This is a genomic window from Rossellomorea marisflavi (genome assembly GCF_001274775.1).
GTDB lineage: Bacteria > Bacillota > Bacilli > Bacillales > Bacillaceae_B > Rossellomorea > Rossellomorea marisflavi.
Window position 1 is genome coordinate 499343 of sequence record NZ_LGUE01000001.1, and the last position, 15448, is coordinate 514790.

The 15448-nt window shown below is 48.6% G+C and carries 18 protein-coding genes and 1 pseudogene; all 19 read left to right on the plus strand.

Features of this window, described 5'->3' with window-relative positions; all coding sequences use genetic code 11:
* The first annotated feature begins 18 nt into the window (after positions 1–18).
* Entirely contained in the window at positions 19–576 is a 558-nt protein-coding gene (gene efp / locus AF331_RS02490; protein WP_048006044.1) for an elongation factor P, read from the plus strand.
* Positions 577–772: 196 nt separating this feature from the next.
* Positions 773–1699: a stage III sporulation protein AA gene (gene spoIIIAA, locus AF331_RS02495; protein ID WP_053426615.1), complete on the plus strand. Its 927-nt coding sequence runs from the start codon at positions 773–775 to the stop codon at positions 1697–1699.
* The gene (gene spoIIIAB, locus AF331_RS02500; RefSeq protein WP_053426616.1) at positions 1696–2211 is read left to right on the plus strand and encodes a stage III sporulation protein SpoIIIAB; all 516 of its coding nucleotides are present in this window, start codon (positions 1696–1698) and stop codon (positions 2209–2211) included. The genes spoIIIAA and spoIIIAB overlap by 4 nt, the downstream gene beginning before the upstream one ends.
* A gap of 19 nt (positions 2212–2230) precedes the next feature.
* Positions 2231–2437, plus strand: coding sequence for a stage III sporulation protein AC (spoIIIAC, locus tag AF331_RS02505; RefSeq protein ID WP_048006041.1), 207 nt, complete (start codon positions 2231–2233; stop codon positions 2435–2437).
* 26 nt (positions 2438–2463) lie between these two features.
* Positions 2464–2847, plus strand: a complete 384-nt coding sequence (gene spoIIIAD, locus AF331_RS02510; RefSeq protein ID WP_142128645.1) for a stage III sporulation protein AD — start codon at positions 2464–2466, stop codon at positions 2845–2847.
* A 22-nt stretch (positions 2848–2869) separates the two neighbouring features.
* Positions 2870–4060: a stage III sporulation protein AE gene (gene spoIIIAE, locus AF331_RS02515; RefSeq protein ID WP_053426617.1), complete on the plus strand. Its 1191-nt coding sequence runs from the start codon at positions 2870–2872 to the stop codon at positions 4058–4060.
* A 24-nt stretch (positions 4061–4084) separates the two neighbouring features.
* Positions 4085–4699 (plus strand): stage III sporulation protein AF, encoded by a 615-nt coding sequence (gene spoIIIAF / locus AF331_RS02520; RefSeq protein ID WP_053426618.1) that lies wholly within the window; start codon positions 4085–4087, stop codon positions 4697–4699.
* Complete coding sequence (gene spoIIIAG, locus AF331_RS02525; RefSeq protein WP_053426619.1) at positions 4689–5327, plus strand: stage III sporulation protein AG; 639 nt, start codon at positions 4689–4691, stop codon at positions 5325–5327. The genes spoIIIAF and spoIIIAG overlap by 11 nt, the downstream gene beginning before the upstream one ends.
* A 14-nt stretch (positions 5328–5341) precedes the next feature.
* The gene (locus tag AF331_RS02530) at positions 5342–5878 is read left to right on the plus strand and encodes a SpoIIIAH-like family protein (RefSeq protein ID WP_048006036.1); all 537 of its coding nucleotides are present in this window, start codon (positions 5342–5344) and stop codon (positions 5876–5878) included.
* Between the two features lie 224 nt (positions 5879–6102).
* Positions 6103–6585, plus strand: a complete 483-nt coding sequence (accB, locus tag AF331_RS02535; protein WP_048014022.1) for an acetyl-CoA carboxylase biotin carboxyl carrier protein — start codon at positions 6103–6105, stop codon at positions 6583–6585.
* A gap of 15 nt (positions 6586–6600) precedes the next feature.
* Positions 6601–7953, plus strand: a complete 1353-nt coding sequence (gene accC / locus AF331_RS02540) for an acetyl-CoA carboxylase biotin carboxylase subunit (protein WP_048014023.1) — start codon at positions 6601–6603, stop codon at positions 7951–7953.
* A gap of 23 nt (positions 7954–7976) precedes the next feature.
* On the plus strand, positions 7977–8387 hold the full coding sequence (locus tag AF331_RS02545; RefSeq protein WP_053426620.1) for an Asp23/Gls24 family envelope stress response protein: 411 nt from the start codon (positions 7977–7979) through the stop codon (positions 8385–8387).
* A 219-nt stretch (positions 8388–8606) separates the two neighbouring features.
* Positions 8607–9151 (plus strand): annotated as a pseudogene (locus AF331_RS02550) (GrpB family protein).
* A 204-nt stretch (positions 9152–9355) separates the two neighbouring features.
* The gene (gene nusB / locus AF331_RS02555; protein ID WP_053426621.1) at positions 9356–9739 is read left to right on the plus strand and encodes a transcription antitermination factor NusB; all 384 of its coding nucleotides are present in this window, start codon (positions 9356–9358) and stop codon (positions 9737–9739) included.
* A gap of 20 nt (positions 9740–9759) precedes the next feature.
* On the plus strand, positions 9760–10605 hold the full coding sequence (locus tag AF331_RS02560) for a bifunctional 5,10-methylenetetrahydrofolate dehydrogenase/5,10-methenyltetrahydrofolate cyclohydrolase (RefSeq protein WP_053426622.1): 846 nt from the start codon (positions 9760–9762) through the stop codon (positions 10603–10605).
* 135 nt (positions 10606–10740) lie between these two features.
* Complete coding sequence (xseA, locus tag AF331_RS02565; protein ID WP_053427750.1) at positions 10741–12111, plus strand: exodeoxyribonuclease VII large subunit; 1371 nt, start codon at positions 10741–10743, stop codon at positions 12109–12111.
* Positions 12089–12325 carry an exodeoxyribonuclease VII small subunit gene (locus AF331_RS02570; RefSeq protein WP_053426623.1) on the plus strand — a complete coding sequence of 79 codons (237 nt, stop codon included), beginning with the start codon at positions 12089–12091 and terminating at the stop codon, positions 12323–12325. Before xseA ends, AF331_RS02570 begins: the two co-directional genes overlap by 23 nt.
* Positions 12322–13206: a polyprenyl synthetase family protein gene (locus AF331_RS02575; RefSeq protein ID WP_053426624.1), complete on the plus strand. Its 885-nt coding sequence runs from the start codon at positions 12322–12324 to the stop codon at positions 13204–13206. The genes AF331_RS02570 and AF331_RS02575 overlap by 4 nt, the downstream gene beginning before the upstream one ends.
* Before the next feature lie 349 nt (positions 13207–13555).
* Positions 13556–15448 (plus strand): 1-deoxy-D-xylulose-5-phosphate synthase, encoded by a 1893-nt coding sequence (gene dxs, locus AF331_RS02580; protein WP_053426625.1) that lies wholly within the window; start codon positions 13556–13558, stop codon positions 15446–15448.

A 15448-nucleotide genomic window follows, 5' to 3' on the forward strand; every position in this document is an offset into this window, starting at 1 on the left:
ATAGTAGGAGGAACATACATGATTTCAGTTAATGATTTTCGTACAGGACTAACAATCGAAGTAGACAACGGGATCTGGCGCGTGATGGATTTCCAACACGTTAAGCCTGGTAAGGGAGCGGCTTTCGTACGATCCAAGCTTCGTAACCTGCGTACAGGTGCGATCCAAGAGAAAACATTCCGTGCAGGTGAAAAAGTGGGCAAAGCCCAAATTGATAACCGCCGCATGCAATATCTTTATGCGAATGGAGATATGCACGTATTCATGGACAACGAGAGCTACGAGCAAATCGAACTTCCGGCTCCTTCCATTGAATATGAATTGAAATATCTTAAAGAAAACATGGAAGTTTCCATCATGATGTATCAAGGTGAAACGTTGGGCGTAGAGCTTCCGAACACGGTTGAACTCGAAGTAACCGAAACAGAGCCTGGAATCAAAGGCGATACGGCTTCCGGCGGATCAAAACCTGCCAAAACGGAAACCGGACTTGTGGTGAACGTTCCTTTCTTCGTCAATGAAGGGGATAAATTGGTTGTAAACACAACGGATGGTTCATACGTATCACGCGCATAATCCAAACAGAAAGCCAAGCGGAAATTCCGCTTGGCTTTTTTTTATTTGCCCGAATCTCTCCCTTTCTCCGCCCTGATAATCCCATTCCCGAACCTCACCGAACAATCTGTCATAAACCGACCCTTGGCGAAATACATTGTATTATCAGGGAGCTTGTACATATCCCGTGATGGAATTTCGTTAGGAGGTAACGTTCATGCAAGAGATCCTGGCCATGCTTCCCACCACTATATCCAGCCATATTCAGCTCCTTCCGCAACCATTGCTAGAATCCATTGAAGAGATAAGGGTAAGAACCCATAGAGAACTGGAAGTGACGTCGAGAGGGAAGCCCCATTTCCTCCCGTACACAGTCACCGCAGAAGATAGCGAAAACCTGATCAACAAACTGTCGAAGCACTCGTTTTATGCATTGGAAGAGGAGCTGAGGCGAGGATATATCACCATTGAAGGAGGACACCGGGTCGGTCTTGCCGGTAAAGTCATCCTCGAAGGAGGAGTCGTGAAAGGCATACGGAATCTGTCCTCCTTCAACATCCGGGTCGCCCGTCAAAAGATCGGGATCGCCGAGCCCCTCATCCCCTACCTTTCTGGAAGAGGGTGGAAACATACAATGATCATCGGTCCTCCTCAGACTGGGAAAACCACGCTGCTGAGGGATATAGCACGCATGATTTCAAGCGGGGTGCCCGGTGAACGGATCCCACCGGCGAAAGTGGGCATCGTGGATGAACGATCGGAAATTGCAGGGTGCGTGGAAGGTGTACCTCAGTTGTCATTCGGCCAGCGTATCGATGTACTGGATGCCTGTCCGAAAGCAGAAGGCATGATGATGCTCATCCGTTCCATGAGCCCCGATGTGCTTATCGTGGATGAACTCGGCCGTCAAGAAGACGGTATCGCCATTCAGGAGGCCGTCAATGCAGGGATCACCTTGATCACTACGGTCCACGGTGATTCCCTTGAAGAGGTGAAAAAGCGCCCGGTCATCAGGGATGTCATGGCCCTCCGTACATTTGATCGATTCGTGGAGCTGAAAAAGGGGGGAGAGCCTGGTGTGATTCATCGTGTGCTCGATGCAGATGGCAAGCTGCTTTCACCATCAAGGCTCAGAGCTACATGATCAAAATCATCGGTGCGATCTTCATTCTCCTCTCCACTTCGTGGGCAGGATTTGAGCTATCAAAAGTCCTGACGGAGCGTCCGAAACAATTACGCTCATTGAAGTCGGCACTCCAGTATCTTGAGGCTGAGATCACCTATAGTCATACCCCGCTTCATGAAGCGGCCAGGAAGATATCATCGCAGCTTACATCCCCCGTATCCCTGATCTTTGATTCTTTCTCAAGGAAGTTGACCAAGGAGGAAATATCCGTGCGGAGGGCTTGGGAGGAAAGCCTGGATGTAATATGGAAAATGACCGCCCTCAAGAAGGAGGATTACGAAATCCTCAAACAGTTTGGACAGACGCTCGGCCGTCATGACATTGTCACGGAACAAAAGCATATCAGGCTTGCCATGCTGCACTTGGAACGAGAAGAAGTAGAAGCGGCCGAGAAGCAGAAGAAGTATGAACGGATGACTAAGAGCCTCGGTTTCTTGACGGGGCTGCTTCTCATCATCCTTCTGCTGTGACGCGAAGGAGGAACGCAAGATGGGAATAGACGTGGATATCATTTTTAAAATTGCAGGGGTGGGGATCGTCGTGGCTTTCCTGCACACGATCCTTGATCAGATGGGAAAGAAGGAATATGCCCAGTGGGTGACGTTATTCGGCTTCATCTATATTCTGTTCATGGTGGCCTCCATCGTGGATGAATTATTCCAAAAGATCAAATCGGTCTTCTTGTATCAGGGATAGGAAAGGGGGGAACGACGATTGAGATCATCCAGATAGTCGGAATCGCACTTGTCTCGACCTTCCTGGCCTTGCTCATCAAGGAACAGAAGCCGAACTTTGCCTTCCTCCTCATCGTTTTTGTCGGCTGCTCGATCTTTCTGTTCCTCATTGATCAGATCTATGCCATCATTCACATGCTTGAGAAACTGGCAGCGAATGCAAATGTGAACCTTGTGTATGTCCAGACGATCCTGAAGATCATCGGAATCGCCTATATAGCTGAATTTGCAGCACATATCACGAGGGATGCAGGGGAGGGTGCCATCGCTGCCAAGGTGGAGCTTGCCGGGAAGATCCTCATCCTTGCCATGGCCATCCCGATATTGACGGTCATCATCGAGACAATCATCAATATGATCCCGTCCACTTGAACCGTTCCCGAGGGGGGAAATCATGAAAACCATCCAACGCACGCTAGTGCTCATCCTATTACTCATCTTCTTATTCCCTATAACCGGACAGGCCGAAGGAAACGCGGAGGAGGATGCAAGCCTCCAGGATGAAATGATCAATGAGCAGATCGATCATCTCGGTATCGACGAGTTGAAAGGATATTGGACAAGCATTGTGGATGATTACGGGGGATTCCTGCCTGAAAGTCAGAAGGGCAGCCTCATCGACTTCATCAAAGGAGAGAAGGAGTTTTCGTTCAAAGCCTGGTTCACTGGGCTCCTGCACTTTGCATTCCAGGAATTGATGATGAACGGCAAGCTTCTAGGGACGTTGATCCTCCTCACGATCTTCAGCATGTTCCTTCAGTCGCTACAGAATGCGTTTGAGGGTGGGAATGTCAGCAAGGTCGCCTATGGAATCGTCTTCATGGTCCTGATCATCATCGCCCTGAACAGCTTCCATGTGGCCATCGATTATACGTATGAGGCCATCACCACCATGGTCAATTTCATCATTGCCCTCATCCCGCTCCTGCTCGCATTGATCGCTGCATCAGGCGGCCTCATATCTGCCGCCTTCTTTCATCCGGTCATCATCTTCCTCATGAATACAAGCGGTCTATTGATCAAGAATGTCGTCCTGCCCCTCTTATTCCTGTCCACGCTTCTGAGCATCGTGAGCACCTTATCGACCCACTATAAGGTCACGCAGCTCGCACAGCTCCTCAGAACGTGGAGCATCGGGCTATTGGGCGCTTTCATGACCATCTTTCTGGGCGTGATCTCAGTCCAGGGGACCACTGCCGCCGTCTCGGATGGTGTGTCGATCAGGACGGCCAAATTCGTCACAGGGAATTTCGTACCCGTGATCGGTCGGATGTTCACCGATGCAACCGACACGGTCATCAGCGCTTCGGTCCTCCTTAAGAACACCGTGGGGATCGCAGGGGTGGCCATCATCTTGCTGATCGCTGCCTTCCCGGCCATCAAGATCCTGATGATTGCGTTCATCTACAAACTGGCTGCCGCCCTTCTCCAGCCTCTTGGGGGAGGACCGGTGATCGAGTGCCTCGATACCATCTCGAAAAGCATTATTTACGTCTTTGCTGCCCTGGCCATCGTATCGTTCATGTTTTTCCTTAGCATCACCATCATCGTGGCTGCAGGGAACATTACCATGATGGTCCGGTAACAGCTTTCAAAAGGAGGATCCCCGATGTCATTTTTAACCGAATGGATCACGAACATCATCGTGTTCATCCTCTTGGCGACGGTCATCGACATGCTCCTGCCAAGCTCGAACATGAAGAAGTATGCCAAAATCGTCACTGGCCTCATCCTGATCACAATCATCTTGACGCCACTCCTTAAATTGTTCACAACCGATTTTGACGCAGCCCTTGCGTCCATGGATTGGAAGCAATCAACCAGTCAATCTGTAGAAAATTCGATTGAATCGAAGAAAAAAGAAATACAAGCTTCACAGCGTGCATATATTTTAGAACAAATGGCTGTCCAAATGAAAAACGATGCTGAAAAGGAGATGATGGACCGGCATAACAAAGTCATTGACAGTGTGGACATACAGGCCGAAGATCTGGACCGGTTGCCCGAGAGCATCACGAGCGTCACGGTTCATCTGACGGAGGAAAAAAATGATTCGGTAGAAGCGGTACAGATGGTGGAAATCGATTCACAAGATCAGAAGGTAAGCCGGAAAGGAACAGAGGACAACTCAGGGATCGCCTCATTTTTAGCAGAAAAATGGAATCTAGCCCAAGATCAACTAATCATTTCAGTCGAAGGGGGGAATTCATCCCGTGAATCTTGATAAAGGACCGATTCAAGCATTGAAGGAATGGTTTTCAAAAGAAAGGCCAAACCCTCCGCCAGGTAAGAAAGGGAAGAAATATCAATACGTCCTGATCGTTTTGCTCCTCGGGGTTGCCTTTATGCTGATGAGTGATCTATGGGTACCAAAGAACGATGCCGTCGAAGTTTCCAGTAGTCCTGAGGAGGTACCGGCATTTGGGTCAAAAGAATCCGATACGGAGCAGCTGATGAAAGAATATGAAGAACATTATAAGAATCAGCTCAAGGAAGCGCTCGATCAGATTGTCGGGGTGAGCGAAGCCCATGTCATCGTCAACGTCGAAGCAACCGAGAGCAAGGTGTTCGAGAAAAACGCGACCCAATCCAACCAGAAGACCGATGAGGTAGACAAGCAAGGCGGGGAACGGTCCATCCAGGAAAGCAACAAGGAAGAGCAGATCGTGATCATCCGTGATGGAGAGAAAGAAGTTCCCATCATCAAAGAAACCAAAAAACCAAAAGTAAGCGGAGTCCTGGTGGTAGCTAAGGGAGCCGATAATATACAGCTGAAAAAATGGATCATCGAGGCAGTGACCCGCACGCTGGATGTACCAAGCCATCGGGTTTCGGTCCTACCGAAAAAATAAGGGGGAAACGATACATGTTATTGAAAAAGCAAACGGTATGGTTGTTGACAATGCTGAGCCTTGTGATTGTCCTATCTGTATACTACATCACTTCACCTACGCAGCAGGCTACGGATTTCGCTGCAGAAGATGCGAAAAAAGGGGCAAAGGACAAAGAAACATCGGGTGATGTGGAAGTGGTGACAGATGCTGCCGGCAATGAAATGTTCGAAGCACTCCGCATCGAAGTGAATGAGAAGCGGGATCAGATGAGGGAGGAACTTGAAGCGAAGGTGGGAGATCCGGAAGTTTCAGCAGAAGATAAGAGTGCTGCCTATGAAGAGATGGAAAACCTGAAGGACTCGGCCATGACAGAAGAAGTCCTTGAAACGCTGATCAAAACGATGGGCTATAAGGATGCACTCGTGAGGGCATCAGCAGAGAATATCCGTATCACAGTCAAGTCTGATAAAGAGCACAGCGCCACTGAGGCCAATGAAATCATCCGCCTCGTCAAAAGTGAAGTTGGTCAATTGAAGCCGGTTGCAGTAGAGTTCCAGCCGAATAATTGAGACCGGTCCACAGCCTGATTTCCCGGAAAAGGGGGTCAGGCTTTTTTTGTTCTCCATTTTTTCGGGTAACCATTTTATTTTTTTGTTGAAAAGGTCTAGAATAAGGGTAAGGGATAGGTAAGTCCCACCACGTCAAGAATCATATGTTGAATTTAGACTAGATATTATCGTATGATATTAGTAGCTAGTCATAATTAGTTAACCATTAAGAGGGGTGTAAAGTAGTGTTAAAAATCCAAGAAATCCGGGAAATAATCAAATTGGTAGACCAATCAAGTGTGGATGAATTTACATACGAGCACGAAGGTTCCAAAATCAAGTTGAAAAAGAACGCTGTGCAACAAGTACAAGCCGTACAAGAGGTACGCGAACCGGCCGTTCAGGCAATCCAGCAGGCTCCGGCTGCAGCAGCACCTGCACCAAAGCAGGAAGCACCGGCAGCGGAAGCACCGGCAGATCAATCGAATCTTCATACCATCACATCACCGATGGTGGGGACATTCTATCAATCCTCTTCACCAGAATCAGGTGCCTATGTGAAATTGGGCTCCAAAGTGGATGAGAATTCCGTTGTCTGCATCGTTGAAGCCATGAAGCTATTCAACGAAATCGAAGCCGAAGTAAAAGGGGAAATCGCCGAGATCCTAGTGAAGGATGGTCAACTGGTCGAATACGGTCAGCCATTGTTCTTGGTGAAACCTGAATAAGGAGCGAATGGACTCATGATTAAGAAAGTATTAGTTGCCAATCGGGGAGAGATCGCCGTCCGTATCATCCGGGCTTGCCGGGATATGGACATCGAAAGCGTAGCCGTCTACTCCGAAGCAGATAAAGAAGCACTACACGTACAGCTGGCCGATGAAGCATATTGTATCGGTCCGAAGACGTCGAAAGACAGCTACCTGAATTTCACGAACATCATCTCTGTTGCAAAGCTCACAGGCTGTGATGCGATCCATCCAGGCTATGGCTTCCTTGCGGAAAACTCTGATTTCGCGGAACTATGCCGCGAATGCCACATCACATTCATCGGCCCATCACCTGAAGCCATTTCGAAAATGGGTACGAAGGATGTGGCGCGTGAAACGATGCGCGAAGCAGGTGTACCTGTCGTTCCCGGCTCCAAAGGGATCGTCAAGGATGCAGAAGAAGCAGTAGCACTTGCTGAATCCATGGGGTATCCTGTCATCATCAAGGCGACTGCCGGTGGTGGGGGTAAAGGGATCCGTGTTGCGAAGACCGAAGAAGAGCTTGTGAAGGGTGTCAACATCACCCAGCAGGAAGCAATGACGGCATTCGGGAACCCGGGTGTCTATATCGAGAAATTCATCGAGGATTTCCGTCACGTCGAGATCCAGGTCATGGCAGACAATTTCGGGAACGTCATCCACCTCGGGGAGCGTGACTGCACGATCCAACGTCGTCTGCAAAAGCTCCTTGAAGAAAGCCCGTCACCTGCCTTGAACGAAGAAGTTCGGGAAAGAATGGGGGATGCTGCTGTAAAAGCAGCAGAAGCGGTTGATTATACAGGTGCCGGCACGGTAGAATTTATCTATGATTACAATCAGCAATCCTTCTATTTCATGGAGATGAATACCCGTATCCAAGTCGAACATCCTGTGACGGAGCAAGTCACTGGTGTCGACCTCATCAAGGAACAGATCCGTGTGGCTTCAGGGGAGAAACTTTCCCTTACACAAGAAGATGTGACCTTTAACGGGTGGGCGATCGAGTGCCGCATCAATGCGGAGAATCCTGAAAAGAACTTCATGCCATCTGCGGGAAGGATCGAAATGTATCTGCCTCCAGGCGGTGTAGGTGTAAGGGTCGATTCTGCTGCATATCCTGGTTATATGATCCCGCCTTACTACGACAGCATGATCGCGAAGGTCATTTCATTCGGGGCTACGAGAGAAGAAGCCATTTCAAGGATGAAGCGTGCACTGAATGAGTTCGTTGTCGAAGGAGTTCACACAACCATCGGATTCCACTTGAAACTGTTGGAACATGAAACCTTTGTAGGTGGAGATTTCAATACGAAATTCCTAGAGAAATATGAAATTATGAAATCCTAGAGAAATCCAAGGAGGGACCACGAATGGCGGAAAATCAAAATCTTTTACAGATGTCTCACGGTAAAGACGGACTTGGGAAGATCGAAATCGCTCCGGAAGTGATCGAGGTCATTGCAGGCATCGCAGCCTCTGAAGTGGAAGGCGTCTCACAGATGCGCGGAAACTTTGCATCAGGTGTCGTTGAACGCCTAGGTAAGAAAAATCATGGTAAAGGTGTCAAAGTGGAACTTGCTGAAGATGGTATCCTGATCGATGTATACTGCATCATGCAGTTCGGTGTATCCATCCCGACTGTCGCTCAAAAGATTCAGGACAACATCCGTCAGGCACTCTTGAACATGACCGCCCTCGAGGCGGAAGAAGTCAACGTTCATATCGTCGGCGTACAGTTTGAAAACCAAAGGATCGAACCTGAGATTGAAGAAGAAATGTAATAGGGAAGGGCAGCCTGTCTTGGGCTGCCCTTTTTCTTTTCGTATGGCAAATTCGAGTTTAGGAGACCCGCCCTGCTTTTATGGTAAAGAACGCTGGCCCATGAAACGAATACTCGTAATGTAGAAAAGAATGAGAGCAAGGTTTCGGCAAGGATCGAATTCTGTGCAACTAAAATTGACGGAAAATTCCGAGCTTAATACACGTTTTCTTGCAGGAGAATGGACGATTTGAGCAATGATGATGAGCGAAATATCCCGGTGTGGGCATATGAAACAATAGAAATTGAGGATCCAGACCCCGATTGGATGGATCAAGGCATTCGAGAGAGAAAGGAACTACTCCAAATACTCTCTGCATGGGGAGTCAGGGAAGTAGAACATATTGGAAGCACCGCAATTCCTGATCTGCCTGCTAAGCCCATTATTGATTTCATGCATCCATTTCATCATTCGAAGAGATTGACGGCGTAGTGGGTAACTTGTCTTTATACGATTGGCATTATGTGCCACCGGAATTAGACAAACACCATTGGAGAAGATTTTTTGTGAAAGTGGAGAATGATAAACGGGTAGCTCATTTACATCTCATGCAAGAAGGAGAAGAACGGTGGGGGGAACAACTTGAATTTCGAACGCGGGCGGATGGACATCTTGCGGATCAATATGCTGCACTTAAAAGAAGAATTGCACAGAAGTTTAATCATGACCGCGAAAAATATACAGAAGCAAAAACCGCATTCATCAATAAGGTACTGCGTCAATAACCGAAACAGTGTTTTAAAGGGAAACATAAAAGGAATGCACTAATGCAGGGGTTCCATTCATTTTCATAGAAAAATCAGCAATATGGTTTAGCTCAGTCTTGTTTTTAGAATATTGATTTTTTTAGTTACGCGTGCGTATTGGTGCTGGTTTGTGCTATTATCAAAGGTATGTAAATTGAGTTTGGATTAAAAGGAGTCATTATCATGAAAAGAAGAGTTGCCCGTGAAAAGGCATTGCAGGCGTTATTTCAAATAGATATGAGCGGTATCGAGCCGGAGGAGGCTCTTTCGAATGTGCTGGAAGAAGAGAAGATGGATGCTTACCTACAGCAGCTTGTGCTTGGGTTCATTGAACACCAGGATTCCATCGACGCAATCATAAAAGGGAATCTTGAAAAATGGTCGTTCGATCGATTGGCAAAGGTTGATCGTAATATCTTGCGTATCGGTACCTACGAACTTCTTCATGTAGAAGACGTACCTGGAAAAGTCGCCATCAACGAGGCCGTCGAGATTGCCAAGATTTTTGGGGACGAGCAGTCCAGTAAATTCGTCAATGGAGTGCTATCAAAAGTAAAGCAAGATTGATTTAAAAGGGGGTTGGGCGGATGTCGACCAGGATCATAGATGGTACGAAGATCTCCAATGAGTGGCGTTCGGAATTGAAGACCCGGGTCGGGAACCTGAAACAATCCGGGATCATACCAGGACTTGCCATCATCCTCGTCGGTGACAACCCTGCATCCAGATCTTATGTCAGGCTGAAGGAGAAGGCATGTGCCGATGTGGGTATCCATTCCGAACTCCATCACTATCAGTCGGCCGATGAAGAACAACTAGTGACACTCATCGATCAGCTGAATGATTCCGCCCATATTCACGGTATCCTTGTTCAGCTACCCCTTCCAGGCCATATCGATCCCGCCAATGTCTTGGGAGCGGTATCCCCGACGAAGGATATTGATGGACTTCATCCCCTCTCCATCGGAAGATTGGCAACTGCCCAGGAAACCTTCCACCCTTGTGCCCCCCTCGCCATCGCCAATATGCTTCAGCATGAGAACATCCCCATCGCAGGTCGTCATGTGGTGATCATCGGTAAGAGCAACTTGATCGGGAAACCGTTGGGAACGATGCTTTTGAACCGTAATGCAACCGTAACACAATGCCATTCGGACACCGAGGATCTCTTTTCCCTCACCAGGCAGGCCGATATCCTCATTTCTGCCGCAGGAAAGGCCGGGTTTATCGGTAGAGAAGCCATCAAATCTGGAGCTTTGGTCATCGATGCCGGTATGAACAGGGGAGAAGATGGCGGGGTATGCGGCGACGTCATTGCCGATGACGTGATGGGCCGGGCTGGCCTGATTACACCGGTACCCGGTGGAATCGGCCCCATGACCATTACCATGATGCTTCACAATACAGTGAAGTCTGCCATGCGCATGTTTTGAATCGTAAAAATGAGTGAAACATAGTACAATGGATACCAATGGAAGGGACAGCGGATGCGTCCCTTTCTTTTGATTGAGCACCTGCTCATTCAGACGCCCAGTACATGCAAAAAAGGAGTCAGGACTCACATGGAGATGGAACAAGCTACCTACTTAACCGTACAAGCTCTGACAAAATACATAAAACGTAAATTCGACCGTGATCCCCACTTGAACGGTGTGTACGTCAAAGGGGAAATCTCGAACTTCAAAAGGCATTCCAGTGGTCATATGTACTTTACATTGAAAGATGAGAAAGCCCGTATCCTGGCCGTGATGTTTTCAAGCCAGAATCAATCACTGAAGTTCAGGCCGGAAAACGGGATGAATGTCCTGATCCGCGGAGATCTTTCCGTCTACGAAGCAGGCGGACAGTATCAAATTTATGTGAAGGATATGCAGCCCGACGGTATCGGTGCCCTGTATCTTGCGTATGAACAGCTCAAGGAAAAGCTGAAGGGGGCCGGATATTTCGACGAGTCCAGGAAAAAGAAAATCCCTTCCTTCCCTACTAAGATCGCTGTCGTCACTTCACCGACAGGAGCGGCCATCAGGGATATCATCACCACCATCAAAAGGAGGTACCCCATCGGGGAAGTCCTTGTCTACCCTGCACTGGTGCAGGGGGAAAAAGCGCCGGCTTCCGTTGCGGAGGCCATTCATAAAGTCAATGAAGACCCAACGATTGATGTGTTGATCATCGGCAGGGGTGGCGGATCCATTGAAGAGCTATGGGCGTTCAATGAAGAGATCGTTGCAGATGCCATAGCAGGCTCGGTGATCCCCATCATTTCAGCAGTCGGGCATGAAACAGACTTTACCATTGCAGACTTCGTTGCCGATCTCAGGGCACCGACCCCGACTGCTGCCGGAGAGCTTGCCGTCCCCCACATTGATGACCTTCTAGAACGGGTCATGAATCGTAAACTCCGGCTAATCAAAGCATTCAAAAACAGGCTCAACCACGATCGTCAACGGTTGGAAACCCTAAGAAGGTCCTATTCGTTACGTAATCCGCATCTTGTTTACCAACAGAAGATGGAGCAACTCGATCGGCTGAATGAAAAAATGGACAGGGCAGCAACCTCCCGTCTGAAAGAGCAGCAGGATCATACTGCTCAATTAACTAAAAGGATGCGGCGTCTGCACCCTGATCGCATGATCAAACTTCAGGGGGAACGACTTCAATCGATGCAGAACCGGCTAGAAAAGCAATATGCCTCTGGACTCAAGGAAAAGCGCCAGCAATTCTTATCGATCCTTTCGACGATGGAGGCACTTAGTCCGTTGAAGGTCATGGAGCGTGGATACAGCTTGTCCTACAATGAAGATGACAGTTTGATCACCTCGGTTGCACAGGTGCAAAAAGGGCAGTCCCTAACCGTCCGGGTAAAGGATGGTCAGATCCATTGTAAGGCAGATTCTATTGAGGAGCGTGAGACACATGCCGAAAGCAAAGAAGAATGAACCGACGTTTGAAGAGGCGATTGCACAGCTTGAAGAAATCGTAGAAAAGCTTGAAGAAGGGGAGGTCCCTTTGGAGCAGGCCATCGAATACTACCAGAAGGGGATGAACCTCTCTAAGTATTGCCATGATACACTTCAGCAAGCGGAGAATAAGCTGACGAAGATGATGACGGATGAAGGGGAGCAAACCATCGACCTCCCGGAGGAGGAATGATCATGTCGTTCAATGATTTTCAAACCACCTATCTTTCCGAAGTAACCAACCATATGATCGGGAAGGTGAAAGCTTTGGACCTGCCCGATCACCTCAAGGAATCGATGATCTATTCCTTGCAGGCGGGTGGGAAGAGACTTCGCCCCCTCATGGTGCTGGCCACCATGCAATCCTTCGGACGGGATCCGAAAGAAGGGATGGCAGCGGCTTCCGCCCTTGAAATGATCCATACATATTCCCTCATCCATGATGATCTACCCGCCATGGATGATGATGATTTAAGGAGAGGCAACCCAACCAATCATAAAGTGTTCGGCGAAGCAATGGCCATCCTTGCAGGGGACGGACTCCTCACATTCAGCTTCCAACTGCTTGCAGAAGATGAGCATCTCCCGGACGAGAAAAAGGTTGAACTCATCGCCTTGCTTGCCCGCTGTGCAGGGCCAGAGGGAATGGTCGGAGGTCAAGTGGCTGATATAGAAGGGGAAAATGGGGAGTTGACCGTTGAAGAACTGCAGTCGATCCATGTGCGTAAAACGGGGAAACTATTGATGTTTTCCGTCATGGCAGGGGCCATCATGTCTGATGCCTCCCCAGGGGAGCTCGCTTCCTTAGAGGAGTTTGCCTATCATGTCGGCCTTGCCTTCCAGATCCAGGACGATATCCTGGATATCGAGGGTTCGGAAGAATTGATCGGAAAGCCTGTGGGAAGCGATGAATCCAAACATAAGAGTACGTATCCGAAGTTATTGACCATGTCGGGGGCCAAGGAAAAACTGGCCTATCATTTGAACGGGGCACTCGACTCCTTGAAAAGGGTGAACAGGGATACAGACCTTCTTGAAGAAATCGCCAACCTCATCGCTGTGCGCAACCACTGACAGCTGCTGTTTGAGGACATTACCCTTTTATGGTATAATCCACTCAGGAAAGCCATTACATCGGACGTTGAGAAGCAGCGTAAAGTCCGGTTCATAGTGAACAATACAATCCATTGAATGATCAGCATGGCCGTTATCACATTCGTGTTAGCGGCTATTTTTACACGCGGGGACAAGTACTTTCCCTTAGAAAAGTCAAAGCACTTGGAAAATGGCCTGTGATTGCGTATTCTAGGGAATATACAATCATTTTGTCGAAACCGGCGAGGGTCATATCTCAATGAAAACCATACAAAAAGCAAAAACGTCAATGAAATAAACTAACTAGTGATGAAAGTGAGTGGACCATATGGATTTATTATCGATTAAAGATCCCTCTTTCTTAAAGAATATGTCCAATGAACAACTGGAGGGACTGAGCCAGGATATCCGTGATTTCCTGATCGGGAACCTCTCCAAAAGCGGCGGTCATATCGGACCGAATCTCGGGGTGGTCGAATTGACTGTAGCCCTTCATAAGCATTTTGACAGTCCCAAGGACAAGATATTATGGGATGTGGGCCATCAGTCTTATGTACACAAGATCCTGACGGGGCGCGCAGGTCAGTTTGATACCCTTAGACAATATAAGGGACTATGCGGATTCCCTAAACGGAATGAAAGCGAGCATGACGTATGGGAGACAGGACACAGCTCCACATCCCTCTCCGCTGCCATGGGGATGGCCATCGCAAGGGATGTGAAAAAGGAAGATTCCTATATCATTCCCGTCATCGGGGACGGTGCGCTGACCGGAGGGATGGCCCTTGAAGCACTCAACCATATCGGCCATGAAAAGAAAGACATGATCGTCGTATTGAATGATAATGAAATGTCCATCGCACCCAATGTCGGTGCCCTGCATAATATCCTTGGCCGTCTTCGTACGGCGAATAAGTATAACTGGGTGAAAGATGAGTTGGAGTATATCCTGAAGCGCATACCTGCAGTCGGAGGGAAGCTTGCCAGCACGGCTGAACGGGTGAAGGACAGCTTGAAATATCTGTTCGTCTCCGGGATGTTCTTTGAAGAGCTGGGCTTCACCTATCTTGGTCCCATCGATGGACACGATTATGAAAACTTACAGGAAAACATCCAGTATGCGAAAAAAACAAAGGGTCCGGTCCTTCTCCACGTTCTCACGAAGAAAGGGAAAGGATTCCAGCCTGCCGAAAAAGACACACTCGGTACATGGCATGGAACCGGCCCGTATAAAATTGATACAGGTGACCTGATCAAACCGGTGGGCGCTCCTCCATCATGGAGCAGCCTTGTCAGTGAAACGGTCAGGAGGCTGGCACGTGAAGATGAGCGTATCGTGGCCATCACTCCTGCCATGCCTGTCGGCTCAAGCCTTCTCGGATTTGCGGAGGAATTCCCAGACAGGATGTTCGACGTCGGGATTGCCGAACAACATGCGGCTACGGTTGCGGCAGGTCTTGCCACCCAGGATATGAAACCGTTCCTTGCGATTTATTCGACATTCCTACAGCGAGCATATGACCAGGTGGTTCACGATATTTGCAGGCAGAACCTCAACGTGTTCATCGGAATCGACCGGGCTGGACTTGTCGGTGCTGATGGCGAAACCCATCAAGGGGTGTTCGATATTGCCTTCCTGCGCCACCTGCCGAATATGGTCCTTATGATGCCAAAAGACGAAAATGAAGGCCAGCATATGGTCAATACGGCTCTTTCCTACAACGACGGTCCCATCGCCCTCCGTTTCCCCCGTGGAAATGGCTACGGCGTGAAGATGGACGAAGAATTGAAGACCATTCCGATCGGCACGTGGGAAATCCTCAAGGACGGCACCGACGCAGTCATCCTGACGTTCGGTACAACGATTCCCATGGCAATGGATGCGGCAGCGGACCTCGAGAAGCAAGGGGTATCAGTCCGGGTCGTGAATGCACGGTTCATCAAGCCGATGGATGAGGCGATGCTTTCTTCCATTCTTTCCGAGGAAATACCAGTATTGACCATTGAAGAAGCAGTCCTTCAGGGTGGCTTCGGAAGCGGGGTCCTTGAGTTTGCTCAGGAAAAAGGCTATCATGACGCCGTTATCGATCGAATCGGAATCCCTGATTACTTCGTGGAGCATGGAAGTGTCAAAGAACTGCTCAATGAAATCGGCATGACAAAGGAAAACGTCATCGACCGGATCTTGACGATTACACCAAAAAAACAAAAAAGGGCTTGA